Here is a 25,798-nt window from a genome sequence, read left to right as displayed (position 1 = left end):
GCCTGGCTCCTCCTACGGCTACAAGGCCCATGTCGGTGTCGACCAGGGTTCTGGTCTGATCCGCCGGGTGAGGACGACAGCGGCCAACGTCAACGACACGGTCGAAGCGGATCATCTGATCTGTGGCGACGAAGGCGCGGTGCTGGCGGATGCGGCCTATCACACCAAGGCGCGCGAGCTGTCGCTGAGGCAGCGCGGGATCAAGCCGCGGCTGATGCGGCGAGCCAACACGCAACATCCGCGCCTGCCGGCTCGCCTGAAGCAGTTCAACCAGCTGATCGCCCGGCAACGCTTTGCCGTCGAGACGACCTTCGCCACCTAGAAGAACCGCATGCGACTTTGCGCCATCCGCTATCGCGGCCTGGCCAAGGCGGCAGGACAGGTCCTCATCGCGGCCATGGCCTTCAACATGCGCCGCTGGGTGACGCTGGCCACCTGATCCTGGGTCGCACTGCGCCCCGAACCCACCGAATACGCCAACTCCTACCCTATCCGGCCGCAAACCCGCGCCGTAAAGCACCTCGCTGCGCCCCTGCAGTCCCTCCAGGCGTCCAAAGCCTAATAACGCAACAGGCCCACAAGGGGGGAAGGGGAAGGCGTCGCGCCCAGCTCACCCCAGAAACGGCTTCGCCTTCATCGTCTCCGGCACCGCCACACCCAGCCGCTTCAGTACCGTTGGCGCTAGCTGCAACTGATCGAGCAAAGTGTCCGCATCCGGTCCCTTGCCTTGCCCAAAATAATACAGCGCGAAATCCTGCATTTCGTCGTCATGGCCGCCATGATGGCCGCGATCGGTCTGGCCGTGGTCGGCGGTGACGATCACCTCGTAGCCGGCTTGCCGCCAGCCCGGCAGGAAGGCGGCCAGCATGCCGTCCATCGCATAGCAGGCATGGTCCATTTCGTGGCAGTCATGGCCGAAGCGGTGGCCCATCGAATCCAGCGTGCAGGTGTGCAGGATGCCGTAGTCGATATCGTGGCGCCGGGTCAGCATGGTCAGCGTCGCAAACAGGTCGACATCGCTCGGCGTCATCTGGTTGCGCAAATTGTAGCCGGTCATGGTGTGGAAGCGGCCATGCGTGATCGGACCGTCCGGTTCGTCATATTCCATGTCCTCGACCAGATCGAACGGATAGGAGCGGAAGAATTCGGACCAGTAGGAGTGCGTCACCGCACCCGTCTTGCCGCCGGCCTTGCTGACCTCGGAGAAAATGTCCGGCTTGTTGACGAGAAAGCGGTTCTCGTTGGACAGGATGCCGTGTTCCTGCGGCGAAACCCCGGTGTGGATCGAGGCATAGCAGCAGGCCGAGGTCGACGGCAGCACCGAGCGCATCTTCCAAACCTTCGCCTCGCCCGATTGCACCCAGCCCTCGAGGTTGCCCATCAGCCGGCGCCAGTTCCGGTAGGGCACGCCATCGAGGACGATGAGGAGAAGCTTGGTCTTGAGCGCCATCGGCGGCTCCATGCGGTCTTGCGGGAGAGGTCAGCATCCGGGGCGGCCGGCCAGGCCAAGCCCCAGATGTCTTGAGAGAGGCGGAAGCCGGCCGCCTAGTTGCCCGCGCTCGCCATGCGGCGTCCCTTGATCGCCTTCTCCAGCCAGCCGATCTCCATCTCGGGGACGGAGGACAGAAGCAGGTCGGTATAGGCGTCGAAGGGCGGCGTCAGCACCTTGCTCTTGGCGCCGTAGCGCACCACCTCGCCGCGATACATCACCGCGATCGAATCGGCGATCGACTTCACCGTCGCCAGATCGTGGGTGATGAAGAGGTAGGCGACCTTCTCGTGCTGCTGCAGGTTGAGCAGCAGCTTGAGGATGCCGTTGGCGACCAGTGGGTCGAGCGCCGATGTCACCTCGTCGCAGATGATCAGCTTCGGCTTGGCGGCAAGCGAGCGAGCGATGCAGACGCGCTGTTTCTGACCGCCGGACAGTTCGGCCGGATAGCGGTCGAGGAAGCCCTTGCCCATCTCGATCTCGTCGAGCAGTTCGGCGACGCGCTTGTCGCGTTCGCGGCCGCGTATGCCGAAATAGAACTCAAGCGGCCGGCCGATGATCGTGCCGACGGTCTGGCGCGGGTTCATCGCCACGTCGGCCATCTGGTAGATCATCTGCAATTGCCGCAGATCCTCCTTCGGCCGGTCGGCAAGCCGGTTGGCAAGCGGCCTGCCGTCGAAGGTGACGGTGCCTTCCTCAGGCGGCAAAAGCCCGGTGATGGCGCGCGCCAGCGTCGACTTGCCGGAGCCGGATTCACCGACGACGGCCAGCGTCTGACCCGGATAGATGTCTACCGAGACGTTCTTCAGCACTTTGATGTGGCTGCCGCCATAGGCGGCGGTGACGTTCTTGACCGACAGGAACGGCGTTGCGCCGGGCTTCTGCTCGGCGTGCTCGATCTCATGTACCGAGACCAGTGCGTTGGTGTATTCCTGGCGCGGCTCCTTGATGATCTGGCGGGTGCCGCCCCATTCGACCAGCCGGCCATGGCGCAGCACCATGATCTCGTCAGAGACCTGGGCGACGACGGCAAGGTCGTGGGTGATGTAGAGCGCCGCGACATGGGTGTCGCGAATGGCGTCCTTGATCGCCGCCAGCACGTCGATCTGCGTCGTGACGTCGAGCGCGGTGGTCGGCTCGTCGAAGACGATCAAATCGGGCTCCGAGCACAGCGCCATCGCCGTCATCACCCGCTGCAGCTGGCCGCCGGAGACCTGGTGCGGAAAGCGTTCGCCGATGGTTTCGGGGTTCGGCAGGCTGAGCTTCTTGAACAACGCCACGGCGCGTTTCTCGGCCTCGGCCCGTGTCGCCGTGCCGTGCAGCAGCGTGGCTTCCACCACCTGGTCCATCAGCTTGTGCGCCGGGTTGAAGGCGGCGGCGGCCGATTGCGCGACGTAGCAGACCTCGCGGCCGCGCAGCTTGCGGAAGCCTTCCTTGCCGCCCTTGAGGATATCGCGGCCGTTGAGGAACACCTCGCCGCCGGTTATGCGCACGCCGCCGCGGCCATAGCCCATCGACGACAGGCCGATGGTCGACTTGCCGGCGCCGGACTCGCCGATCAGGCCGAGCACCTTGCCCTTTTCCAGCGTCAGCGAGACGTCGTGCACCAGCACGATGTTCTTCGGCGCCTCGCCGGGCGGGAACACTGTCGCTTCGATGCGCAGGTTGCGGATATCGAGCAGCAGGCCGGGCTTTGCTTTGGTGTCAGCCATCACCCGCGTCCTCCCTTCAGGCTTGTCGTGCGATTGAGGATCCAGTCGGCGACAAGGTTGACCGAGATAGCCAGTGCGGCGATTGCCGCCGCCGGAATGAGCGCGGCGCCGATGCCGAAGACGATGCCGTCCTTGTTTTCCTTGACCATGCCGCCCCAGTCGGCATCCGGCGGTTGTACGCCAAGGCCGAGGAAAGACAGCGTCGACAGGAACAGCACGGCATAGATGAAGCGCAGGCCGAGTTCGGAAACCAGCGGCGACAGCGCGTTGGGAAGGATCTCGCGAAAGATGATCCAGCCGCTGCCTTCGCCCCGCAATTTGGCGGCCTCGACATAGTCCATGACGTTGATGTCAACGGCGACAGCGCGTGACAGTCGATAGACGCGGGTCGAGTCGAGGACGCCCATCACCAGGATCAGCGTCACCAGATTGGTCGGCAGCACCGAGAGCACGACGAGCGCCATGATCAGCGTCGGGATCGACATCAGGAGATCGACGAGGCGCGACAACAGCGTGTCGAACCAGCCGCCGAACACCGCCGCCGAAAAGCCGAGAATGGCGCCGAGCGAGAACGACAGCGCGGTGGCGAGCACGGCGATGAACAGTGTGATGCGGGCGCCATAGATCATGCGCGACAACAGATCACGGCCGAGATTGTCGGTGCCCAGCCAATGCGCCGAAGACATCGGTTCCCAAGGAACGTCGCTGACTATCTCGGCATTGCCGTGCGGCGCGATCCATGGCGCAAATACGGCTGCCACGACGAACATCGTCGTCAGCACGATGCCGATCAGTGCGGGGATGGGGATGCGTCTGATATCGAGCATGCCCGCCCCCTTATTTCGGATGTCTGAGGCGCGGATTGGCGACGATCGCTCCAATGTCCGCGATGATGTTCAAGGTGATGTAGACGGCGGCGAAGATCAGGCCGACCGCCTGCACCACCGGCACGTCGCGCTTGGTGACGTGATCGACCAGATACTGCCCCATGCCCGGATAGACGAAAATCACTTCGACCACGACGACGCCGACGATGAGGTAGGCGAGGTTGAGCATGACGACGTTGATAATCGGTGCGATGGCATTGGGGAAAGCGTGCTTGCGGATAACATTGAAGGCCGACAGGCCTTTCAGTTCCGCCGTCTCGACATAGGCCGACTGCATGACGTTGAGGATGGCCGCGCGGGTCATTCGCATCATGTGGGCCAGCACAACCAGCGTCAGCGCGGCGGCCGGCAGGGCGATCGCCTGCATGCGCTCGCCGAACGGCATGCCGTCATAGACCGTGGAAATTGCCGGAAACCATTGATATTTGACGGCAAAGAAGAAGACCAGCACGTAGCCGATGAAGAACTCCGGGAAGGACGTCGAGGCGAGCGCCAGTCCGGATATCAACTTGTCGACCCAGCCATTGCGGTAACGCACCGCGATCAGGCCGAGAATGATGGCCAGCGGCACGGCCACGACCGCCGCCCAGAAGGCGAGGAACAGCGTGTTCCACAGCCGCCCCTTGATCGAGGTCGCGATGTCCTGGCCGCTCGACATCGCCGTGCCGAGATCGCCCGTGAGCGCACCGCCGAGCCAATGGAAGTACCTGATGTAAGCCGGCTGGTTGAGGCCGAGCTGCTCGCGCAGATTGGCGAGCGACTCCGGCGTCGCCGACTGTCCGAGAATGGCTTGCGCGACGTCGCCGGGCAGGATTTGCGTACCGGCGAAGATCAGGACCGAAACGGCCAGCAGGAGGACGATGCCCAGCGCAATGCGCTGGGCAATCAGTTTCAAGATGGGTGAGGACATATCCGCAAAGCCGGGCTCAGGCTTCGAGCCAGCACTTCGCGAGCGCGTAGCCGTTCATCAGCTCCTGATGCGGATCGTCGACCCAGCCGCCGACCTTAGCACCAGTGGCATCGATGAACTGGTTGAACATCGGCAGGATCAAGCCGCCTTCGTCGCGCACCAGGACAGCCATGTCGTGGTACATCTGCTTGCGCTTGGCCTCGTCGAGCTCGGCGCGTGCCGCCAGCACCATCTTGTCGAAATCGGGGCGCTTGAAACGCGTGTCGTTCCAGTCGGCAGTCGAAATGTAGGCGGTCGAGTACATCTGGTCCTGGGTCGAGCGGCCGCCCCAGTAGGAGGCGCAGAAGGGCTGCTTGTTCCAGACTTCGTTCCAGTAGCCATCGCCGGGCTCGCGCTTGAGCTCGATCTTGATGCCGGCCTTGGCCGCGCTCTGCTGGAAGAGCTGCGAGGCGTCGACCGCGCCTGGGAAGGCGACGTCGGAGGTGCGAAGCAGCACGGTGCCGTCATGACCCGACTTCTTGTAGTGGAACTTGGCCTTGTCGGGATCGTACTTGCGCTGTTCGATCTCGGTGAACAGCGGATAGGACGAATTGATCGGGAAGTCGTTGCCGAGCGAGCCGTAGCCGCGCAGCACCTTGTTCAGCATCTCCTCGCGGTCGATCGCAAGTTTCAGCGCCATGCGCAGATCGTTGTTGTCGAACGGCGCCGTGTCGCAATGCATGATGAAGACATAGTGGCCGGGGCCGGCATGGTTGCGGATGGTGACGCCGGGCACGCGCTTGATCAGGTCGACGATCTTCGGCTCGACGCGGTTGATCATGTTGACCTGGCCGCCCTGCAGGGCCGCCGTGCGCGCCGTGGCGTCGTTGATGACGATGATCTCGACCTGGTCGGCATGGCCCATCTTGTCGCCCTGCCAGTAATTGGCGAAACGCTCGCCGCCATGGCGCACGCCGGGCTCGTTGGTGGTGATTTTGTAGGGGCCGGCACCGATGCCCGCATCTGCCTTGTCCTTGCCGCCATTAGGCTGGACGATCAGGTGATAATCGCTGAGCAGATAGGGCAGGTCGGCGTTGGCCTCCTTCAGCGTCAGCACCACTTCCTTGCCACTGGCCTTGATGCTCTCGATGCCCTTCATGTAGCCGAGCGCGCCGGACTTCGACTTTTCGTCGGAATGACGCTCGAGAGTGGCGGCGACGTCCTCGGCGGTCACCGTCTTGCCGTTATGGAACTCGACACCGTCACGGATCTTCAGCGTCCAGACCTTGGCGTCGTCCGACGAGCCTATCTCCTCGGCGATGCGGTTCTCGAGCTTGCCGTCGGGGGAGAGTTCGACGATCATTTCGCCCCAGCACTTGCCGAAGATCGTCGGCACCTGGGTCATGAACAGAGCCGGATCGAGGCTGTTGGTGGATTCGCCGCCGACCAGGCCGGCCTTGATCGTGCCGCCCTTGACCGGGCCCTCCGCGCGCGCCGCACTCGAAAGCAGCATGTTGGCGAAGGGTGCGGTGACGCCGAGTGCTGCGGCGCGGCCGAGGAAATCACGACGGCTCAGCTTGCCGGACGCAACGCGCCGGCTCAGATATTCGAGTTCATTAGACATTTGAGTTCCTCACTCTGTTGGTTCGACCTTGTGGTCGTTTTTTGTTTGTTATTACCAAAGGGATATTGGCCGAAGGGCAAAGCCATAAGCAAGACCGAATGCGACATGCCGTGGCGTAAATCGCACGTCGCAGCTGGACCAGTCGGGTTGGCGCTCAGAGCAGGGCGCGCGGGATCGTCTCTTCGAAATCGCGCTCGAAAACCAGCGTTTCGCCCTCATAGGCTTCGATTCTGGCGCTGACGATGAAGTTTTGCGCGTCGCAGCGCATTTCGGCCGATGTCTCGGTGCGCACCGACCATTCATTTCGCGACAGGGTCTGCGTCCAGTGGGTTTTGCCCGAGGCGGACAACGGGTCGTCGGGATGGATCGTCCAGCTCTCGCGGGCGATGCTGCCATTGGCCAGCCCGTGCGCAAGATCGCGCACCGCGCCGAAATCGTCGGTTATCGACAGCGTGACGATACCGGTTTTTTCGTTGCGGTCGACATGACGCTCCGAATTCGCCGCCCGGACAGTCTCGGTTGCCCAGGGCGTTGCGCCTTCGGGAGACTGAAACGAGATCTCGTCGCCTTTCGCCAGCGGGCGCAACGGCAGTCTCAGCGTCGCCGCCGAAAGGTCGAGCCGCACGGGCTCAGGCGACGGCCAGATCATCGGCCAGTAGGCGTTGGAGACGGCAATACGCAGGCGGTGTCCGGCCGGCACGCGGTAGGCGCACTGGTCGAGCACGACACGCGCCGAAACGATCTCTCCGGGCACCAGCGCTTGCGGGAATTCGTGCGAGTTGCGGTGGGTGAGGTTAAGCACGCCGTAGGAGATCAGCTCCGAAGCGCCGTCCGGGTGCACGTCGCACAGCCGCACCGCGATGTTCGCTTGCGGTCGATCAGAAGAAAGCCGGACCCCAAGCTCGGGCGCGCCGACAATGTCGATGGCCTCGGCCAGCACAGGCTGATCAAAGCAGACCGACAGCGCATCGTCCGGGCGCTGGTCTCCCGGAAGTTCCGGGCCAAAGGTGAAGGGAAAATATTCGCCGCCGGCAAGCCCGCAGCTTTGCGGTGTCGCAACGATCGACGGCTTGGCGCCGGCAGCGATGAGTTCGATCGCCTCGACCTTGATGTTCGGCGACGGCCACTCCTGCTCCGCGATCCAGCGGCCCGGCCGCTCCGGGTGCCAGCGCGCGGGGCGCACGCTGTCCATCACATAGGCGCGGTAGTCCGGATCGGCCTCGACGCCGGTTTCGGCGCCCTTCAGCCAGCGGTCCCACCAGCGCAGCGCCTCCTGCAGGAAGCCGATGGCGGGTTTTGGTCCGGCATAGTGCGGGTATTTGTGGATCCACGGCCCGACAATGCCCTTCACCGGCGCCTGGATGTTGGTGACAAGGTGCGAGATCGTATTGCGGTAGCCGTCATGCCAGCCGCCGATCGACAGCACCGCAGCCTTCACGGCGGAGAAATCCTCGCAGATCGAACCGCGTTTCCAATAGGCGTCGCGGTGCTGATGGCTGAGCCAGAGCGGCAGAACGAACTGCTGGTTCTCCAGCCGCGTAAGCCACAGATCGCGCCAGCGGTTGTCTCCGGCAATCAACGGATCCGGCGGCCGCGACGAGTAGGACAGCATGGTCGAGGCCCAGCCGAAATTTTCCGTCAGCAGGCAGCCGCCCTTGTAGTGGATGTCGTCGGCATAACGGTCGACGGTCGAGCACAGGCTGATGACGGCCTTCAGCGCAGGTGGCTGCTTGGCCGCCACCTGCAGGCAGTTGAAGCCGCCCCAGGAAATACCCATCATGCCGACGCTGCCGTTGCACCAGGGCTGCGCTGCAGCCCAGGCGATGACGTCGCAGGCGTCCTGCAATTCCTGCTCGGAATACTCGTCGTCCATCAGCCCCTCGGAATCGCCATTGCCGCGCATGTCGACGCGGATCGAGGCGTAGCCGTGGCCGGCGAAATAGGGATGCGTCAGCTGGTCGCGAAAGATGGTGCCGTCGCGCTTGCGGTAAGGCAGATGCTCGAGGATCGCCGGGACCGGATCGTCGCCCGCATCCTGCGGCATCCACACCCGCGCCGACAACCGGCAACCATCCGGCATGACGATGCCCATATCGGGGAATTCGACGACCTTGCGGGGAAATTCGGTGACGGTTTTCATGCGGGCTCATAACGCCCTGCGGTGCGACGACTTTCAATCGCCATTCGCGACTGGAGCAGCGAAAATTGCGACCTGGCCGCTAACGCAATTCGTCCAGCAGTTCGGGATGCTTTTCCAGCAGCGTCATCAATTGGATGGTCGGACCGCTCGGCTCGATCAGGCCTCTTTCGTATTTGTCAAAGGCATTCTCGCCGACCTTGAACAACGATCCGGCCTCGCGCTGCGAAAGCTTGAGCTTCGTGCGCATGCGCCGGATGGTTTCCGGCGCCGGCACACCGTCGACTTTCTCCTTCAGAATTCGGAGAGCCGCATCGGTGGCAACCATGTCGTCTCCCACATGCACGCCTTCCCCCTGCGAAGCCGGATAGTAGCCCGGCAGGTCGACCGTCATGCTCTCGCCCTTGTAGGTCACAGTGAACGGACGAACTCCGCGCGTCAGGGTTTCTCCCGTTTCGGGCGAGATCATGGTTTCACTGGTTTGTCTTGCCGCCATGTCATTTCTCCTTGAACGCCATCACCGTGAACTCGGTCACGACATCCGCCTGGAATTTCACATAGAGAACGACGTCGCGTGCCGGCACGTAGTAGACGTCCTGCCAGACCCGATGATCCGCGAAAGTCGTCATCGACTTTACGAACATCTTGCGTGTCATGCCGCCGATCACCTCGACAATGCCGGCGCGATCGAAGCCGAGGCCGAGAGCGTCGCGCAGCGCGGATGTTGTGATCGCCAGCGTATCGACAGACCCGAACGTCGTCTTGATCGCTTCAAGATCGTAGGTGGGCCTGCGTTTCTCCATGCCTGAATATGCCACCATAAAGGTGGCAATTCAAGGTGATGGCGAAAGAGCTAGTTCAGCGGAATGTCGTTGTCGGCCTTGCTCTCCTGATAAGCGCTGGAAAGCTCGTCGTAGCGCCCCGAAATCTTGCCGATCCGCGCCTCCAGCCGTTGACGCTCGGCCTCGGGCAGCGCGCGCACCAGCCTGCGGATGGAAAAGCTCTTCCAGTAGGCGTTCTCGGCATTGTAGCCGCCGGGGTCGAGGGTGAAGACCTCTTTTAGGATCTTCAGGTCGTGCGGAATGGCGAATGAGTCGCGCGAATCCTCGTGACTGAACAGATAGTAGAAATTGTCGAAGCCGGTCCAGGTGATCGCCGACAGGCAGAGCGAGCACGGCTCGTGCGTGGCGATGAAGATGGCGTCCTTGGTGTCGACCCGCTCGGCCTTCGGCATTTCGTAAAACCGCTTCAGGCAGTGCACCTCGCCGTGCCAGAGCGGGTTTTCAATCTCGTTGTTGGTTTCGGCCAGCACCAGCGAGTGGTCGTCCTTGCGCAGGATCGCGGCGCCGAACAGCTTGTTGCCATGAGCGACGCCCTCCGCCGTCTTCGGCACGATGTCGTGCTCGATGACGTCGAGCAGGCGGTCGATCAGCGATATGTCGGTCATTTTACTCAGGTCTCGTCGGGGAGATGGATCTCGTAGGGGTGCGAGAAGTGGAATTCTTCGAGGTTGGACCCGTCGCCGCCACGATCGACAATGACGAAATCCTGGGCTTCGCCAAGCGGCGTCAGCACGCCGTGCCAGAGATTGCGCGGATAGTTGATGCCTTGGCCGGGCGCTGTGATGAAGGCGTGCGGCTCGCCGGGGCCGTCCTTGCCGTCATGACAGACGACGACCAGAAAGGGACGCGGCGACAGCGGGATGAAGGCCTGGCTGCCGAACGGGTGGCGCTCGACCATGGTGAGCTTCAGCGGCAGCTCGTAAGGCGTGCCCCGCACCATCGAAACCAGCACGCGGGCATTCGGGCCCGCCGCCTCAGCCGTGGCGAGATCGTGGTAGCGCTCTGCCTTGCCGCCGTTGATCGGGTAGTGGTTGTCGCCGCCCATGTCGATCACGTCGCCGAAGCCGGCAAAGCTTTCGCGGGTCAGCGGCCGCGCTGTGATGCGGGTCACCGCGCGCGACCGCCAATGCCCGCCCCGCCGAGCTTGGCGTGCCGGTTGACGTCCTTGTAGAGCAGATAGCGGAATTTGCCGGGGCCGCCGGCGTAGCAGGCCTGCGGACAGAAGGCGCGCAGCCACATGAAGTCGCCGGCCTCGACCTCGACCCAGTCCTGGTTGAGGCGGTAGACGGCCTTGCCTTCCAGCACATAGAGCCCGTGCTCCATGACATGGGTCTCGGCGAACGGAATGACGGCGCCGGGCTCGAGCGTAACGATGGTGACATGCATATCGTGGCGCATGTCGACCGGATCGACGAAACGGGTCGTCGCCCAGCGGCCCTCGGTGCCGGGCATCGGCGTCGGCGCCACCTGCTGGTCGCTTGAGAACAAGGCCTCCGGCGTATCGATGCCGTCGACGGCCTCATAGGCCTTCCTGATCCAGTGGAAGCGCACGGCGTCGTGGCCTTCGTTGCGCACCGTCCAGCCGCTGGCCGGCGGCAGGAAGGCAAAGCCGCCGGCTTGGAGCACGTGCTTCTTGCCGGCGAGCGAAACGGTCAATTCGCCTTCGACCACGAACAGCACGCCCTCGGCGTCGACGTCCGGCTCCGGCCGATCGCTGCCGCCGCCGGGCAGCACCTCGACGATGTATTGCGAAAATGTCTCGGCAAAGCCCGACAGCGGCCTCGCGATGATCCAGGCCCTGGTCTTGTCCCAGAACGGCAGCGGGCTGGTGACAATGTCCTGCATCACCCCTCTGGGGATGACGGCATAGGCCTCGGTGAAGACAGCGCGGCCGGTCAGAAGCTCATTTTGGCCAGGATGGCCGCCATGCGGCGCATAGTAGGTTTTCTGGTCAATCTTGATCATATCCATTGGGTCCTGACCCCTTGAGTATTAGAGCGGAAGCATGTCTTTCAGGCGGAGCAGCGCGATGCGCTCGACCTGTTTGCAGGCGGTATCGAGTTCGACGCCACGGCTGTTGCCGATGCGCGCCTCAAACTCGGTGAGGATTTCGTCCTTGGTCTTGCCCCGCACCGCAATGATGAAGGGAAAGCCGAAGGTGGTGACGTAAGCGGCGTTGAGTTTTGAAAACAGCTCGCGCTCCTTGTCGGTCAGCGCGTCGAGGCCGGCGGACGCCTGTTCCCTGGTCGATTCCGCCGTCAGGCGCTTCGCCTTGGCCAGTTTGCCCGCAAGATCCGGGTGGGCGTTGAGCACGCCGAGCCGTTCGGTCTCGCTGGCGGCGCGGAAGACGCGGCAGAGCGCATTGTGCAGGCCGCCGGCGCTGTCATGCGCAGGCCCAAGCTCCAGCTCATAAGCGCGCTCGGCAATCCACGGCGAATGTTCGAACACGCCGCCGAATGTGTGAACGAAGGTCTCGAACTCCATTTTCGACGGCTTGAGCGCCGCCGGCTGGTAGGGATGGTGTTCCTGCCAGTGCCTGGCGATATCGATGCGCCGCGCCAGCCAGACCTTGTCGTGCGACTTCACATAGTCGACGAAGCGCTTCAGCGCCGCCACCCGGCCGGGACGCCCAACGAGACGGCAATGCAGGCCGATATTCATCATGCGCGGCCGGCCGGCCTTGCCCTCGGCATAGAGCGTGTCGAAACTGTCTTTCAAATAGGCAAAGAACTGGTCGCCGGAATTGAAGCCCTGCGGCGTGGCGAAGCGCATGTCGTTGGCGTCGAGCGTATAGGGGATGACAAGCTGCGTGCCGCCGCTGTGCTCGAACCAGTAGGGCAGTTCGTCGTCATAGGTGTCCGACACATAATCGAAGCCGCCCTCTTCGGCGACCAGCCGCACCGTGTTGACCGAGGTGCGGCCGGTGTACCAGCCGGTCGGCCGCTGTCCCGTCACCTCGTAATGCAGTTTGATCGCCGCTTCGAGGTCGCGGCGCTCGTCCTCGGCGCTATGGTCGCGGTAGTCGATCCATTTCAGCCCGTGCGAGGCCATTTCCCAGCCGGCCTCCTGCATCGCCGCCACCTGGTCAGGCGAGCGGGCAAGGGCTGTGGCGACGCCGTAGCAGGTCACCGGCACTTGCGCCTCGCTGAACAGGCGCAGCAACCGCCAGAAGCCGGCGCGCGCGCCATATTCGTAGATCGACTCCATGTTCCAGTGGCGCTGGCCGACCCAGGGGGCGGCGCCGACGATCTCCGACAGGAAAGCTTCCGAGGCCTTGTCGCCGTGCAGCACGCAGTTCTCGCCGCCTTCCTCGTAATTGACGACGAACTGCACCGCCACATGCGCGCCATCAGGCCATTTCGGATCCGGCGGATTGGCTCCATAGCCGCGCATGTCTCTAGAGTAACGCATTGCCCCTCCCTGCCGGACACCGCCGGAAGTTGTGATCAGGATAGTCGAAAGGGGTGCCTACGCATTCCCTCGAAATTTTTGAAAGTGTTTTTGTGCCGCTCCGCTCGACCGGGACTTATGCATCGCCTTTAATTGGCGCACAATTCATTGCTTTGCTCGATTGTACCGGGCCAGTTCGTTCTGGAAATGGGAGGCGCCAGTGGCAGAAACGTCGAAAGCCGATGGCGGACGTCTGACGACGCATGTGCTCGATACCGCGACCGGCAAGCCGGCGGCGGGCCTGTCGATCGCGCTTTATCACCTTGAGGGCGACGCGCGGACACATCTGAAGACCGTTGTCACCAATGCCGATGGCCGCTGCGATGCGCCGCTGCTGGCGGGACCGGAGTTCCGCCTTGGCGAATACGAACTGGTCTTCGCGGCCGGCGATTATCTGCGCGGCCAGGGCACGAAACTGCCAGAACCGGCCTTCCTCGACAGCGTGCCGATCCGCTTCGGCATGGCTGCAACAGTGCATTATCATGTGCCATTGCTTATCTCTCCCTATGGCTATTCGACCTACAGGGGGAGCTGACGCATGGCCAAGATTTCCATCCGCAACGAAATCCGCTTCATCCTCAATGGCAGCGATGTCGCGCTGACTTCCGTCGCGCCGGACGAGACCTTGCTCGATTGGCTGCGGCTCGAGCGCTCGCTGCGCGGCACCAAGGAAGGCTGCGCCGAAGGCGATTGCGGCGCTTGCACGGTGCTGGTCGGGAAATTGTCCGCCGGCAAGCTGGTTTATGAAAGCGTCAATGCCTGCATCCGCTTCCTCGGCTCGCTCGACGGCACCCATGTGGTGACGGTCGAGCATTTGCGCGGCGCGCCCGGTCAGCTGCACCCGGTGCAGCAGGCGATGGTCGATTTCCACGGCTCGCAATGCGGCTTCTGCACTCCGGGCTTCGTCATGTCGCTCTACGGCTTGTGGATGAGGTCGCCGGACCCGTCGAACGCGGCCATCGAAAAGGCGCTGCAAGGCAATCTCTGCCGCTGCACCGGCTACGAGGCGATCATGCGCGCCGCGCGCGCCATCTCCAGCTACGGCAAGGCTGCAAAGGATCCGCTGGCAGCGGAGCGCAAGGCGATCACGGCAAGGCTCGAAGCGATGCGTGATGGCGCCCGCGTAGAGATCGGCGCCGGCAAGCAGCGGCTGATCGTGCCGGCCAACGTCGACGATTTTGCCGCCGTGCTGGACAAGGAGCCCGGCGCCACGGTTGTCGCCGGCTCGACCGATGTCGGCCTGTGGGTCACCAAGCACATGCGCGATATTTCGCCGGTAATCTTTATCGGCAATCTCGAGGGGCTGTGCGCAATCTCCGAAGACAATGACGTCATCACCATCGGCGCCGGCGTCACCTACACCGACGCCTTCGCGACACTGGCGAAGCGCATCCCGGCGTTGGGGCCATTGTTCGACCGCATCGGCGGCGAGCAGGTGCGCAACATGGGCACGATCGGCGGCAACATCGCCAATGGCTCGCCGATCGGCGACACGCCGCCGCCTTTGATCGCGCTCGGCGCGCAACTGACACTGCGCCGGGGCAAGAAACGGCGCACCATCGCGCTTGAGGATTTCTTCATCACCTATGGCAAGCAAGACCGGCAGCCGGGTGAATTCGTCGAGGCCGTGCATGTTCCTGTGCCGGCCAAGGGCACGAAGTTTGCCGTCTACAAGATCACCAAGCGCCGCGACGAGGACATCACCGCAGCCCTCGGCGCCTTTTTCCTCGACCTCGCCAAGGACGGCACGGTGACCGACATCTGCATCGCCTATGGCGGCATGGCGGCGACGCCGAAGCGCGCCTTCGGCGTCGAAAAGGCGCTGCTCGGCAAACCGTGGACGGAGGCTACGGTGGAAACGGCCATGGCCGAATATGCCGGCGATTTCACCCCGCTCACCGACATGCGGGCGTCAGCCGAGTACCGGGCGCTGGCGGCGAAGAACCTGCTGCTGCGTTTCTTTGCCGAGACCAGCGGCACTCGCGAGCCGACCCAAGTGTCACGCAACGAGGCGGCCTGATGAACAAGCACGCTTCTCCCAACCTCAAGGCGCAAAACATTTCCGGCGGTGTCGCCACCGATCAGCGCCATGATTCCGCGCATAAGCATGTCAGCGGCAGCGCCGTCTACATCGACGACATGCCGGAGCCGGCAGGCATGCTTCATGGCTGCCTCGGCCTGTCCTCAGCGACGCATGCGACCATCACCAAAATGGACCTGTCGGCGGTTCGCACAGCGCCGGGCGTCGTTGACGTGCTGACCGCCAAGGACGTTCCGGGCGAGAACGACATTTCGCCGACCGGCCGTCACGACGAGCCGGTGCTGGCCGAAGACAAGGTGCAGTTTTACGGCCAGCCGATCTTTTGCGTTATTGCGGAGACACGCGAGCAGGCGCGGCGCGCCACGCGGCTGGCCAAGGTCGAATACAGCCCATTGCCCTTCGTCACCGACATTGGCGACCTCGATCCGCGCAAGGACAAACTGGTCACGCCGCCGCTCACCTTGAAGCGCGGCGATGCCGCTGCCGCGATCAAGGCGGCGCCGCGCCGGCTGAAGGGCAAGATGCGCATTGGCGGCCAGGAGCATTTTTACCTCGAAGGCCATATCGCGGTGGCCATTCCGGGCGAGGATCAGGACGTCACCATCTATTCCTCGACCCAGCATCCGAGCGAAGTGCAGCATATGGTGAGCCATGCGCTGGGCGTGCCGAGCAACGCCATCACGGTGGAAATCCGCCGCATGGGCGGCGGCTTCGGCGGCAAGGAGACGCAAGGCAACCAGTTCGCAGCCCTCGCCGCGATTGCCGCGAAGAAACATCATCGCGCGGTGAAAATCCGGCCCGACCGCGACGACGACATGATCGCCACCGGCAAGCGCCACGATTTCCTCGTGGACTACGAAGTCGGCTTCGACGACGCCGGCAACATTCTGGGCGTCGACTTCATGTTCGCGGCGCGCTGTGGTTTTTCGTCGGATCTCTCCGGCCCGGTCACCGACCGTGCGCTGTTCCACTGCGACAACACCTATTTCTGGCCGGCGGTGCACGCGCAGTCGGCGCCGCTCTACACCAACACCGTGTCGAACACCGCCTTTCGCGGCTTCGGCGGCCCGCAAGGCATGGTCGGCGCCGAACGCGTCATCGACGAGGTCGCCTTTGCCGTCGGCAAGGACCCGCTCGAAATCCGCAAGCAGAATTTCTACGGCACCAGTGGTGATAAAGAGGGGGGCCGCAACATCACGCCCTATCACCAGGCGGTCGAGGACAACATCATCCATCGCATCGTCGCCGAACTGGAGGCGAGCGCGGACTATGCAAGCCGCCGCCGCATCATCCAGGCCTTCAACGCCAACAGCCGCTTCATCAAACGCGGCCTGGCGCTGACGCCGGTGAAATTCGGCATCTCGTTCACCGCGACGCATTACAACCAGGCCGGCGCGCTGGTGCATGTCTATACCGACGGTTCGGTGCATCTGAACCATGGCGGCACCGAGATGGGGCAAGGCCTCTACGTCAAGGTGGCGCAGGTGGTGGCGGAGGAGTTCCAGATCGACCTCGACCAGGTCAAGATCACCGCGACGACGACCGGCAAGGTGCCCAACACCTCGGCCACCGCAGCGTCGTCCGGCACCGATCTCAACGGCATGGCGGCACAGAACGGCGCCCGCCAGATCAAGGACCGGCTGACCGATTTCGCCGCCGAAAAATACCAGGTGCCGCGCGACCAGGTGCTGTTCCTGCCCAACCGCGTGCGCATCGGCAATCAGGAGATCGCCTTCGCCGACCTCGTCAAGCAGGCCTATATGGCCCGCATCCAGCTGTCGGCGGCGGGTTTTTACAAGACGCCGAAAATCCATTGGAATCGCGACAAGGGCGAGGGCCGTCCCTTCTATTATTTCACCTATGGCGCCTCGTGCTCGGAAGTCTCGGTCGACACGCTGACCGGCGAATATGTCGTCGAGCGCACCGACATATTGCACGACACCGGCCGTTCGCTGAACCGCGCCATCGATATCGGCCAGATCGAGGGCGGCTTCATCCAGGGCATGGGCTGGCTGACGACGGAGGAACTGTGGTGGGACGACAAGGGCCGGCTGCGCACGCACGCGCCGTCGACCTACAAGATCCCGCTGGCGTCCGACCGGCCGAAGATCTTCAACGTGACGCTGGCCGACTGGCCGGAAGCCAACGAGCCGACGGTGCACCGCTCCAAGGCGGTCGGCGAACCGCCCTTCCCGCTCGGCATGTCGGTGCTGCATGCACTGTCGGATGCGGTGGCAAGTGTCGCCGACCACAAGATTTGTCCGCGTCTCGACGCCCCGGCGACGCCCGAACGCGTGCTGATGGCGATCGAGCGGCTGAGAGCGGCAAAACAGGCTTGATCGGCCCCAACGTGCAAATTCGACCCAGAAACGCTATATTTCCCAGGTGGGAATGCAGACGATGAACTCGAAAGTGCAAAGCTTGAAAGCCTTTCTCGGCAGCGCCGGCCGGCTCGCTCTGGTCGAAGTCGCCGGCACCAAAGGCTCGACGCCGCGCGAGAAGGGCGCCTTCATGCTCGTCTCGACATCGGCGATTTACGGCACGATCGGCGGCGGCCAGCTCGAATATATGGCGATCGACAAGGCCAGGCAGATGCTTTTCTCCCCCCTTGAGGGGGGTGAGAAGCGATCGGCCAAAGGCCGGGAAAAAGCCAACGATTTGGCTTTTTCAGCGACGAACGCCCGGAGCCATAGCGAAGGGCAATCCGCGAAGCGGCCAGAGGGGGTCCTCTCAGGAGGCACCGCAAGGGCGCCGCGCACTGCCGCAACGACCCCACCCGGCGGCTTCGCCGCCACCCTCCCCTCGAGGGGGAGGGGAACCCGTATCGAGGTCGATGAAGTCTGCGCCACGCTCGACGTGCCGCTAGGCCCCGAAATCGGCCAGTGCTGCGGCGGCCGCGTCGAGGTGTTGATCAGGCTGGTCGATGCGACGCTGGGGCAAGAACTGGTTGCAGCAGCGGAGGCCGAAGAAGCCCATCTGCCGCATGTCTATATCTTCGGCGGCGGCCATGTCGGCCAGGCGCTGGCCTCGACCATTGCGCTTCTTCCCGTGCACGGCGTCGTCATCGAGACACGCACTGAGGCGCTGGAAGGCATGCCGGAAACCGTCGAGACGCGGCTGACGCCGATGCCGGAGGCGGAGATACGCAAAGCGCCTGCCGGCACCGCCTTCGCCATCCTCACCCATGATCATGCACTGGATTTCCTCATCGTCGCCGAGGCGCTGAAGCGCGACGACGCGGCCTATGTCGGCATGATCGGCTCGAAGACCAAGAAAGCGACGTTCAAGAACTGGTTCCTGAAATCAGCGGAGGGCACGGAGGCTGAGTTCGCCCGCCTCGTTTCGCCAATCGGCGGCGATGCGGTCAAGGACAAGCGCCCGCCGGTGATCGCAGCGCTGGCGGCGGCCGAGATCATGACGGCGCTGGTCAATGAATCATCGTCGGCAGACCGCCAAAACATCTCCGGCCATGAAGCGGCGGTGGGTTGAAGCAGCTGATCATAGGCCTTCTAAGTGCCTTGGCAGTTTCTGCGGCCGTCACCGTGGGATCGCGAACAAGAGCCGGACGGCAGGCTGGTGAACGGACGCTGCGCGCTACGTGGTTTACCCATGCCGGGACCATCCTGTTTCTGGGGCTTCTTACGATTTTTGTGATTGCCGGGCGAAATGAGACGCGGAGCGAACAGCTCCCCTGGCTTTACGGATTACTGATCGGCGTTGGTCTCGTGCTAATTTGGTGGACCTGGCTCTTCTACGCACGGGTTGTCTTCTGGACTGCGGAAGGCATAGGAATTCGACAGCCATTCAGAACGACGCGATTTGTTCGGTGGGAGGACGTCGAATGGGCCGGTCAAAAATGGTCGGGAGATTTTCAGTTTCGGTCCAAGACAACCAAAATAAGCTATACGTCATACCATGGCGGGCATGACGAGCTAAACGGACTTGCCCAGCGCAAATTTCCGAACTTCGCCAAGAATTTTTGACCTCTGTGCAACCATCCGCGTCGGGGCACTTCGCGGACGATGGCGGAGACAGCTCTTACCTCAAGCCGGCCGCTTCAGCCCCAGATGGTCGCGCAGCGTGTTGCCCTCATACTCCAGGCGGAATAGTCCGCGCCGCTGCAACTCTGGCACCACTAGCGTGGCAAAGGCATCGAGTTCGCCGGGAAAATAGGACGGCATGACGTTGTAACCGTCGGCGGCCCCGCCTTCGAACCGCGCCTGCAATTCGTCGGCGACCTGCGTCGGCGTGCCGACAATGCGCCAATGGCCGCGCGCGCCGGCGAAATGGCGGGCAAGCTGGCGGATGGAAAGGCCGTCGCGGCGCGATTGTTCGACCACCAGCGCCTGGCGGCTTTTCATGCCCTCGGTCTCCGGCAGTTCGGGCATGGGTCCATCGATCGGATAGCGCCAAAGATCGGAGATGCTGAGATAGCTGGACAGCAAGGCAAGACCGACATCGTCGGGGATGAGCGCTTGCAACTCCTCGTGCTTCTCCCGCGCCTCGACCTCGGTTTCCGCCACCACGGGCGCCACACCGGGCATGATCTTGATGTCGTCGGGCTCGCGCCCATAGGCCGCCATGCGTCCCTTGAGATCGTCATAAAAAGCCTTGGCTTCCTCAAAGGTCTGCGCGGCGGTGAACACCACATCGGCGGTACGGGCGGCGAGATCGCGGCCGATATCCGAGGCACCCGCCTGTACCATCACGGGTGCGCCCTGCGGCGAGTGCGGCAGGTCGAGCGGGTCGCGTACCGAGAAACTCTGGCCGTCATGGCCTTGAAAGCTGCCGCCTTGCCAAAGTCCTGACACCACCTCGGCGAATTCACGCGCGCGCTCATAGCGGTCGGCGTGGGGTTTGAGGCCGGTCGCGCCGAAATTGGCGGCTTCGATGGGGTTCGCCGACGTGACCAGGTTCCAGCCGGCGCGGCCGCCGCTCAAGTGATCGAGCGACAGGAAGGTGCGCGCCAGGCCGTAGGGCTCGTTGTAGCTGGTCGAGGCCGTGGAGACGAGACCGATGCGGCTGGTCTGGACGGCAAGCGCCGACAGCAGGCTGATCGGCTCGAAGCCGATCGAGCGCGAGGTCTGGCTGGCGATGCCGACATTGGCTTCGCGCAGGCCGGCTGCGTCCTCGCAGAAGATCATGTCGAACTTCGCGGCTTCCGCCATGCGCGCCAGCTGGATGTAGTGGTCGATGTCGATGCCGGCGGTGACATGCGCCTTGGGGTGGCGCCAGGCGGCGATGTGGTGGCCGGTCGCCCACAGGAACGCGCCAAGTTTCATCTGGCGGGTCATTGGTCGCCTCCGGCAAGTCCGAGGTGCGAACGCAATGTCGTGCCGGGATAATCCCGCCGGACAAGGCCGCGCCGCTGCAATTCGGGCAGCACGCGGCCGACGAAACCGTCGAACGCGGGAGGCGGCGTCGCGATGTTAAACCCGTCGCAGCTCTTCGAGCGGAACAGCTCTTCCAACCTATCGGGACTGATATCCGGTCCATTGGCGCTGACGTTCACAAGCGCCTTCACTGCATCAGGACCGCGCCCGCATGCGGCGACGCGGCGCTTGAGGTCGTCGTAGTGCGCCTTGCCGTCCTGAGCCTCGTCCAGCAAGACGACATCGGCGGTGCGGGAGGCAAGATCAAGATCGCCCTCCGACACATCCGACAGCACCAGCACTGGCGTATCCTGCGGCGAGCGCGCGACGTTCAGCGGTCCACGCACCGAGAAGAACTCGCCCTTGTGGTCGAGCAGATGCATCTTGCTGGGATCGTGGAAGTGGCCGCCGACCTTGTCGAACAGCAGCGCATCCGCATCCCAGCCCTGCCACAGGCCCTGGACGACGCCGATATATTCTTCGGTGCGGCGACGGAAATCGGCGGCGGAAAACCTCTCGGGACGGCTGAAATTGGCGGCCTCGCGTGGCGCCTGCGTCATGGTCGCGTGCCAGCCGGCCCGGCCATGGCTGATGATGTCGAGCGAAGCAAAGCGGCGCGCCAAATTGTAGGGCTGGTGGGTGACCGTCGAGGCGGCGGCGACGAGGCCTATCCGGTCTGTCACCGTCGCCAGCGCGGCGAGTAAGGTCGTCGCTTCGAACGGCATCTGCTGGTTGGGCGTGTCGTTACTGGTGGCCGACGCGGTGTCGGCGAGCAGCATCATGTCCAGACCGGCGGCTTCGGCCTTCTGCGCGAAGCTGGCGAGACTGCTGAAATCCGGCGAAGCATCGAGAATCGGCGAAACGGCAAGATGCATCATTGTGCCGTTGACCATGGATGGTTCCTGCGGGAAGGCATGCCGGAACTATGTTCGCGGCATCTCGGGATGGCAACCGCTGGTGCTGGTCCAATTGTCGCTCACTTACCGGCCAGCAATTGCTTTTTGAGCACACGTGGAAGGCAGGCTGTATCTGTCTGCGTTGGTGGGATCAAACACCTCGATGATTAGCCGAGACGCCTATCTCTTCGTCATCCACGGGCGAAGCAAGGAGCGAAGCGACGCAGCGCAGACCCGAGGATCCATGCCGCGACCTCAGAGCGTTGCCACGGTTCAGAATTCGGCTCCGTAGCACCCTACGATCAAGGTCACGGAATGGATCCCAGGGTCTCCGCGACGGAGCTGCGCTCCTGCTCCGCCCAGGGATGACGAAGTTGAGAGGCTTCAGCCAAATTCTCCAACGCCGCAATGGCACCACCGGCGCTTGCCCGGCCGCCTACGGGTGGGTCGGTCGTGCCCGTTGCCGCCCCTCACTTGCCTGCCAGCAAATCCTTGATCAGCCGCTGGCAGCGCTCGGCCATGAAGTCCAGCAGCAACCGCACCTTGGGATCCTGCAGCTTCTTGTGCGGATAGACGGCAGCGAACTGCACCGGGGTCGGCGGCGTGCTGGCCAGGATCACCTTCAGCCGCTGGTCACGGATGAAGGGTTCGACCTCGAAGCGCGGCTTGTTGATGATGCCGCGTCCCGACAGCGCCCAGCCGGTCAGCACGTCGCCATCGTCGGTGTCGTAGGGGCCGTGCACTTCGAATTTCTGCGGCCCGTTCGGCGTCTGCAGCGTCCAGACATATTCGCGCGCCCCGGAATAGCGCAGCATCAGGCAATCATGCTTCTTGCCGATCAGTTCCTGCGGCTCCACCGGTTCGCCGCGCGCCTCCAGATATTTCGGCGCCGCCACCAGCACGCGCTCGCATTCCATGATGCCGCGCATGCGCAGGCTGGAATCCTCGATGATGCCGAGCTTGAAGGCGACGTCGATGCCTTCTTTCATGATGTCGATATTGTGGTCGGAGAGCCTCAGCCGCACCTCGATATCAGGGTATTTGTCGTGGAAATCCGGAATGCCCGAGGCCACCAGCCGCCGGCCGAGGCCGAGCGGCGCAGTGACCCGGATGGTTCCACGCGGCTGGCCGGAGAGCGCCGAGACAGCGGCTTCCGCCTCGGTGATCGCTTCCAGCACCTGCTTGGCGCCGGAGTAAAACACCGTGCCGTGCTCTGTCGGCATCAATTGCCGTGTCGTGCGGTTGAACAGCCGCACGCCAAGGTGTTTTTCCAGCTCCTTGATGCGGTTGGAGGCGACCGCCGGCGAAATGCGCATGTCGCGGCCTGCAGCCGACAGATTGCCGAGCTCGACGACGCGGACGAAGACAGCGATGTTGTCGAGATAGGCCATGCTGGTTCGTGGCTCTTTATGTGGCTGCGTGTGTGGTCAGCCTAGTATTTTCCATTTTTTTTTGAAAGTCATCGTACACCTCGCCTCTTTTCGTTTGCGTACCACGCCGTAAAGTCAACCGAACGGCAGGGACGATTTCACATGATGGATTTCGCGATTTTCTGGGACTGGCTGAGTTTTGCCGTGCGCTGGCTGCACGTCATCACCGGCATCGCGTGGATCGGCTCGTCCTTCTATTTCGTCGCGCTCGATCTTGGCCTGCGCCAGCGTCCCGGCATGCCGGTCGGCGCCTTCGGCGAGGAATGGCAGGTGCATGGCGGCGGCTTCTACCACATCCAGAAATATCTGGTGGCGCCGGCCGAAATGCCCGAGCACCTGACCTGGTTCAAATGGGAATCCTACGCCACCTGGCTGTCCGGCTTCGCCATGCTGTGCGTGGTCTACTATGCTGGCGCCGACCTGTTCCTGATCGACCCCAACGTGCTGCCGATGTCGGTGCCGGTCGGTATCCTGCTGTCGATGGCGACGATCGGCGTCGGCTGGGTGGTCTATGATCTACTCTGCCGCTCGCCACTCGGCAAAAGCGACACCGGCCTGATGCTGGTGCTCTATGGCGTGCTGGTGTTCATCGCCTGGGGGCTGACGCATCTGTTCACCGGCCGCGCCGCCTTCCTGCATCTGGGCGCCATCACCGCGACGATCATGTCGGCCAACGTTTTCATGGTCATCATCCCCAACCAGAAGATCGTCGTCGCCGACCTCATTGCCGGCCGCAAGCCCGATCCGAAATACGGCAAGATCGCCAAGCAGCGCTCGCTGCACAACAACTACCTGACGCTGCCCGTGCTGTTCCTGATGCTGTCGAACCACTATCCGCTGGCGTTCGCGACTGAGTTCAACTGGGTCATCGCCTCGCTGGTGTTCATCATCGGCGTGCTGATCCGGCACTATTTCAACACCGTGCACAAGCGTGCCGGCAACCCGCACTGGACCTGGATGGCGGCCGCCGTGCTGTTCGTCATCATCATCTGGCTGTCGACGGCGCCGAAGGTGCTGACCGGCGAGCCCAAGGCGTCCGCCGCGGCCGAGGTCTACATCGCGTCTTCGCATTTCCCGGCGGTGCGCGGCACCGTGCTTGGCCGCTGCTCCATGTGCCATGCCGCAGAGCCGGTCTATGAAGGCATCTACCACGCGCCCAAGGGCGTGATGCTCGACACCGACGCCGGCATTGCCGAGCATGCGCGCGAGATCTACCTGCAGGCCGGGCGCAGCCACGCCATGCCGCCGGCCAACATCACCCAGATCAGCGACAAGGAGCGCGCGCTGCTGGTCGCCTGGTTCGAAGGCGCAGGGAAATAAGCATGACCTCCACACTTCTGCGCGGCCGCACGCTGAGCTTTTTGCGCTGGCCCGAAGCCATCGACGATCATGCTGCCTGGCGCTACGAGGAGGATGGCGGCCTGCTGATTAGCGACGGCCGGATCGTTGCTGCCGGCGCCTATGCGCAGGTCGAGAAACAGGTGGGCGAAGGCGTAAAGAAAATCGACCATCGGCCGCATCTGCTGCTGCCGGGCTTCATCGACGCGCATGTGCATTTTCCGCAGATGCAGGTCATCGCCTCCTACGGCGCCGAATTGCTCGACTGGCTGAACACCTACACTTTTCCCGAAGAGACCAAATTTTCCAACGCCCAGCACGGCCGCCGCATCGCGCGGTTGTTCCTCGACGAGATGGTGCGCCATGGCACGACGACGGTCGCCGCCTATTGTTCCGTGCACAAGGCCTCCGCGGAGGCTTTCTTTGCCGAGTCGCATGACCGCGGCATGCTCAACATCGCCGGCAAGGTGATGATGGACCGCAACGCGCCGGCAGGCGTGCTTGATACGCCGCAATCCGGCTATGACGATACGAAGGCGCTGATAGCGGAATGGCACGGCAAGGGGCGCCAACTCTATGCGATCACGCCGCGTTTCGCCATCACCTCGTCGCCCGAGCAGCTTGAAATGGCCGGCACGCTCTGCCGTGAACATCCCGATTTGCATATGCAGACGCATCTGTCGGAAAACCACGCCGAGATCGCCTTCACGCAAAAGCTCTATCCGCAGGCGCGCGACTATACCGATGTCTACGAGATGTACGGGCTGCTGGGGCCAAAGAGCCTGTTCGGCCACTGCATCCATCTCAGCGAACGTGAGGCCGATGCGCTGTCGGACAGTGGTTCGGTGGCGGTATTCTGCCCGACCTCGAACCTGTTCCTCGGCTCCGGCCTGTTCGACTACCAGCGCTTTCGCCGCCGCGACAAGCCGCTGCGCATAGCGGCAGCCACCGATGTCGGCGGCGGCACCAATTACTCGATGCTGCGCACCATGGACGAAGGCTACAAGGTGATCGCGCTGAATGGCGAGAAGCTGAACCCGTTCCAGTCCTTCTGGCAGATCACGCGCGGCAATGCCGAAGCGTTGTCGGTGGCAGGCAAGGTCGGCACGCTGGATGAAGGTACCGATGCCGACATCACCGTGCTCGACGCCCGCGCCACGCCGGCGATGCGGCTGCGGATGGAGACGGTGGAGACGCTGGCCGAAGAACTGTTCCTGCTGCAGACGCTGGGCGACGACCGCGCGGTGCGCGAGGTTTATGTTGCGGGGCGGCCGGCGAAGAGCGACATGATTGCGGGGTAAGACCCGCCCCCCAGGGGAGAGGACCGCAGCTCGACGGAGTGGGGTCGATCTTTGCGCTGGACAAGATGATGATTGCGCCTGGTTGCCAAGTGGTTCCCCCACTCCGTCGCCGCTGCGCGGCGCCACCTTGTATCTAGACGAGAGAGATTTCGTGGGATTGAAGCGATTGAGCCAAGGTCCGGGCGGCCGCCCGGACCTTGGCTTGGCGAAGTCGCCCGTACCACCTGAGGTTACAGCCGCGGGAGAGCTTGGGATCTTCGCCTTCGTCACGCACGACCGAACAGTCGCTTGGTTCCAACCGTACGCACAAGGCAGGTTACCGTGAACAGGATCATTTGTGGAGTTGATGTTTCTAAGGATTGGCTGGACGCGCATATCTGGCCGAGCGAG

Annotated in this window: 22 protein-coding genes and 1 pseudogene; 8 read left to right on the top strand and 15 right to left on the bottom strand. The window is 63.3% G+C overall.

Annotation, left to right across the window (positions count from 1 at the left end; translation table 11 throughout):
* Nucleotides 1–439 (top strand): annotated as a pseudogene (locus AC1DXM_RS31245) (transposase); the annotation flags it as partial.
* A 171-nt stretch (nt 440–610) separates the two neighbouring features.
* On the opposite strand, the gene AC1DXM_RS31240 reads toward AC1DXM_RS31245, so the two are convergent.
* From AC1DXM_RS31240 to puuE, 12 genes are all read right to left on the bottom strand, one after another.
* On the bottom strand, nt 611–1,450 hold the full coding sequence (locus AC1DXM_RS31240; RefSeq protein ID WP_477239352.1) for an alkaline phosphatase family protein: 840 nt from the start codon (nt 1,448–1,450) through the stop codon (nt 611–613).
* A 95-nt stretch (nt 1,451–1,545) separates the two neighbouring features.
* A complete protein-coding gene (locus AC1DXM_RS31235; protein ID WP_477239350.1) occupies nt 1,546–3,201 on the bottom strand; it encodes an ABC transporter ATP-binding protein in 1,656 nt (551 codons plus the stop codon).
* Nucleotides 3,201–4,028: an ABC transporter permease gene (locus AC1DXM_RS31230; protein ID WP_352555785.1), complete on the bottom strand. Its 828-nt coding sequence runs from the start codon at nt 4,026–4,028 to the stop codon at nt 3,201–3,203. The genes AC1DXM_RS31235 and AC1DXM_RS31230 overlap by 1 nt, the downstream gene beginning before the upstream one ends.
* A gap of 10 nt (nt 4,029–4,038) precedes the next feature.
* A complete protein-coding gene (locus tag AC1DXM_RS31225) occupies nt 4,039–4,998 on the bottom strand; it encodes an ABC transporter permease (RefSeq protein ID WP_477239348.1) in 960 nt (319 codons plus the stop codon).
* Between the two features lie 16 nt (nt 4,999–5,014).
* Nucleotides 5,015–6,601 carry an ABC transporter substrate-binding protein gene (locus AC1DXM_RS31220; RefSeq protein WP_477239346.1) on the bottom strand — a complete coding sequence of 529 codons (1,587 nt, stop codon included), beginning with the start codon at nt 6,599–6,601 and terminating at the stop codon, nt 5,015–5,017.
* A 154-nt stretch (nt 6,602–6,755) separates the two neighbouring features.
* The gene (locus tag AC1DXM_RS31215; protein ID WP_477239344.1) at nt 6,756–8,741 is read right to left on the bottom strand and encodes a CocE/NonD family hydrolase; all 1,986 of its coding nucleotides are present in this window, start codon (nt 8,739–8,741) and stop codon (nt 6,756–6,758) included.
* A 79-nt stretch (nt 8,742–8,820) separates the two neighbouring features.
* Nucleotides 8,821–9,234 carry a type II toxin-antitoxin system MqsA family antitoxin gene (locus AC1DXM_RS31210; protein WP_477239342.1) on the bottom strand — a complete coding sequence of 138 codons (414 nt, stop codon included), beginning with the start codon at nt 9,232–9,234 and terminating at the stop codon, nt 8,821–8,823.
* A gap of 1 nt (nt 9,235) precedes the next feature.
* Complete coding sequence (locus AC1DXM_RS31205; RefSeq protein ID WP_477239340.1) at nt 9,236–9,541, bottom strand: type II toxin-antitoxin system MqsR family toxin; 306 nt, start codon at nt 9,539–9,541, stop codon at nt 9,236–9,238.
* Nucleotides 9,542–9,591: 50 nt separating this feature from the next.
* Entirely contained in the window at nt 9,592–10,185 is a 594-nt protein-coding gene (locus tag AC1DXM_RS31200) for a nucleoside deaminase (protein WP_477239338.1), read from the bottom strand.
* 5 nt (nt 10,186–10,190) lie between these two features.
* Nucleotides 10,191–10,691 (bottom strand): ureidoglycolate lyase, encoded by a 501-nt coding sequence (locus tag AC1DXM_RS31195; protein WP_477239336.1) that lies wholly within the window; start codon nt 10,689–10,691, stop codon nt 10,191–10,193.
* Nucleotides 10,688–11,545, bottom strand: coding sequence for a bifunctional allantoicase/(S)-ureidoglycine aminohydrolase (locus AC1DXM_RS31190; RefSeq protein ID WP_477239334.1), 858 nt, complete (start codon nt 11,543–11,545; stop codon nt 10,688–10,690). Before AC1DXM_RS31190 ends, AC1DXM_RS31195 begins: the two co-directional genes overlap by 4 nt.
* A gap of 27 nt (nt 11,546–11,572) precedes the next feature.
* Nucleotides 11,573–12,991, bottom strand: coding sequence for an allantoinase PuuE (gene puuE, locus AC1DXM_RS31185; protein WP_477239332.1), 1,419 nt, complete (start codon nt 12,989–12,991; stop codon nt 11,573–11,575).
* 199 nt (nt 12,992–13,190) lie between these two features.
* Between puuE and uraH the strand changes: the two genes are divergently transcribed.
* The 5 genes from uraH (at nt 13,191) to AC1DXM_RS31160 (ending at nt 19,054) form a co-directional block, all read left to right on the top strand.
* A complete protein-coding gene (uraH, locus tag AC1DXM_RS31180; protein ID WP_477239330.1) occupies nt 13,191–13,565 on the top strand; it encodes a hydroxyisourate hydrolase in 375 nt (124 codons plus the stop codon).
* 3 nt (nt 13,566–13,568) lie between these two features.
* A complete protein-coding gene (gene xdhA / locus AC1DXM_RS31175) occupies nt 13,569–15,050 on the top strand; it encodes a xanthine dehydrogenase small subunit (RefSeq protein WP_477239328.1) in 1,482 nt (493 codons plus the stop codon).
* On the top strand, nt 15,050–17,410 hold the full coding sequence (gene xdhB / locus AC1DXM_RS31170; protein ID WP_477239326.1) for a xanthine dehydrogenase molybdopterin binding subunit: 2,361 nt from the start codon (nt 15,050–15,052) through the stop codon (nt 17,408–17,410). The genes xdhA and xdhB overlap by 1 nt, the downstream gene beginning before the upstream one ends.
* Before the next feature lie 61 nt (nt 17,411–17,471).
* On the top strand, nt 17,472–18,560 hold the full coding sequence (gene xdhC / locus AC1DXM_RS31165) for a xanthine dehydrogenase accessory protein XdhC (protein WP_477239324.1): 1,089 nt from the start codon (nt 17,472–17,474) through the stop codon (nt 18,558–18,560).
* The gene (locus AC1DXM_RS31160) at nt 18,557–19,054 is read left to right on the top strand and encodes a hypothetical protein (protein WP_477239322.1); all 498 of its coding nucleotides are present in this window, start codon (nt 18,557–18,559) and stop codon (nt 19,052–19,054) included. The genes xdhC and AC1DXM_RS31160 overlap by 4 nt, the downstream gene beginning before the upstream one ends.
* Nucleotides 19,055–19,114: 60 nt before the next feature.
* Here AC1DXM_RS31160 and AC1DXM_RS31155 read toward each other — a convergent pair whose 3' ends face one another.
* The 3 genes from AC1DXM_RS31155 to AC1DXM_RS31145 all read right to left on the bottom strand — a co-directional run bounded on the left by AC1DXM_RS31155 (nt 19,115) and on the right by AC1DXM_RS31145 (nt 22,730).
* On the bottom strand, nt 19,115–20,365 hold the full coding sequence (locus AC1DXM_RS31155; protein ID WP_477239320.1) for an LLM class flavin-dependent oxidoreductase: 1,251 nt from the start codon (nt 20,363–20,365) through the stop codon (nt 19,115–19,117).
* Entirely contained in the window at nt 20,362–21,336 is a 975-nt protein-coding gene (locus AC1DXM_RS31150) for an LLM class flavin-dependent oxidoreductase (protein WP_477239318.1), read from the bottom strand. Before AC1DXM_RS31150 ends, AC1DXM_RS31155 begins: the two co-directional genes overlap by 4 nt.
* Nucleotides 21,337–21,809: 473 nt before the next feature.
* A complete protein-coding gene (locus AC1DXM_RS31145; RefSeq protein WP_477239316.1) occupies nt 21,810–22,730 on the bottom strand; it encodes a LysR family transcriptional regulator in 921 nt (306 codons plus the stop codon).
* A gap of 141 nt (nt 22,731–22,871) precedes the next feature.
* On the opposite strand from AC1DXM_RS31145, the gene AC1DXM_RS31140 reads away from it, so the two are divergent.
* Together AC1DXM_RS31140 and guaD are read left to right on the top strand one after the other, a co-directional pair.
* Nucleotides 22,872–24,089: a urate hydroxylase PuuD gene (locus tag AC1DXM_RS31140; RefSeq protein ID WP_477239314.1), complete on the top strand. Its 1,218-nt coding sequence runs from the start codon at nt 22,872–22,874 to the stop codon at nt 24,087–24,089.
* A gap of 2 nt (nt 24,090–24,091) precedes the next feature.
* The gene (gene guaD / locus AC1DXM_RS31135) at nt 24,092–25,408 is read left to right on the top strand and encodes a guanine deaminase (protein ID WP_477239312.1); all 1,317 of its coding nucleotides are present in this window, start codon (nt 24,092–24,094) and stop codon (nt 25,406–25,408) included.
* Nucleotides 25,409–25,798: the final 390 nt, after the last annotated feature.

This window comes from Mesorhizobium sp. P3_A2 (assembly GCF_056403115.1).
The sequence above is the reverse complement of the archived record's forward strand: the minus strand, read 5'-3'. Positions and strand labels throughout refer to the sequence as shown.

Bases quoted from the DNA above. Each gene is read 5' to 3' on its own strand.
- AC1DXM_RS31240 (WP_477239352.1), bottom strand. From the start codon at position 1,450: ATGGCGCTCAAGACCAAGCTTCTCCTCATCGTCCTCGATGGCGTGCCC.
- AC1DXM_RS31235 (WP_477239350.1), bottom strand. From the start codon at position 3,201: ATGGCTGACACCAAAGCAAAGCCCGGCCTGCTGCTCGATATCCGCAAC.
- AC1DXM_RS31230 (WP_352555785.1), bottom strand. From the start codon at position 4,028: ATGCTCGATATCAGACGCATCCCCATCCCCGCACTGATCGGCATCGTG.
- AC1DXM_RS31225 (WP_477239348.1), bottom strand. From the start codon at position 4,998: ATGTCCTCACCCATCTTGAAACTGATTGCCCAGCGCATTGCGCTGGGC.
- AC1DXM_RS31220 (WP_477239346.1), bottom strand. From the start codon at position 6,601: ATGTCTAATGAACTCGAATATCTGAGCCGGCGCGTTGCGTCCGGCAAG.
- AC1DXM_RS31215 (WP_477239344.1), bottom strand. From the start codon at position 8,741: ATGAAAACCGTCACCGAATTTCCCCGCAAGGTCGTCGAATTCCCCGAT.
- AC1DXM_RS31210 (WP_477239342.1), bottom strand. From the start codon at position 9,234: ATGGCGGCAAGACAAACCAGTGAAACCATGATCTCGCCCGAAACGGGA.
- AC1DXM_RS31205 (WP_477239340.1), bottom strand. From the start codon at position 9,541: ATGGAGAAACGCAGGCCCACCTACGATCTTGAAGCGATCAAGACGACG.
- AC1DXM_RS31200 (WP_477239338.1), bottom strand. From the start codon at position 10,185: ATGACCGACATATCGCTGATCGACCGCCTGCTCGACGTCATCGAGCAC.
- AC1DXM_RS31190 (WP_477239334.1), bottom strand. From the start codon at position 11,545: ATGATCAAGATTGACCAGAAAACCTACTATGCGCCGCATGGCGGCCAT.
- puuE (WP_477239332.1), bottom strand. From the start codon at position 12,991: ATGCGTTACTCTAGAGACATGCGCGGCTATGGAGCCAATCCGCCGGAT.
- xdhA (WP_477239328.1), top strand. From the start codon at position 13,569: ATGGCCAAGATTTCCATCCGCAACGAAATCCGCTTCATCCTCAATGGC.
- xdhB (WP_477239326.1), top strand. From the start codon at position 15,050: ATGAACAAGCACGCTTCTCCCAACCTCAAGGCGCAAAACATTTCCGGC.
- xdhC (WP_477239324.1), top strand. From the start codon at position 17,472: ATGAACTCGAAAGTGCAAAGCTTGAAAGCCTTTCTCGGCAGCGCCGGC.
- AC1DXM_RS31155 (WP_477239320.1), bottom strand. From the start codon at position 20,365: ATGACCCGCCAGATGAAACTTGGCGCGTTCCTGTGGGCGACCGGCCAC.
- AC1DXM_RS31150 (WP_477239318.1), bottom strand. From the start codon at position 21,336: ATGGTCAACGGCACAATGATGCATCTTGCCGTTTCGCCGATTCTCGAT.
- AC1DXM_RS31145 (WP_477239316.1), bottom strand. From the start codon at position 22,730: ATGGCCTATCTCGACAACATCGCTGTCTTCGTCCGCGTCGTCGAGCTC.
- AC1DXM_RS31140 (WP_477239314.1), top strand. From the start codon at position 22,872: ATGATGGATTTCGCGATTTTCTGGGACTGGCTGAGTTTTGCCGTGCGC.
- guaD (WP_477239312.1), top strand. From the start codon at position 24,092: ATGACCTCCACACTTCTGCGCGGCCGCACGCTGAGCTTTTTGCGCTGG.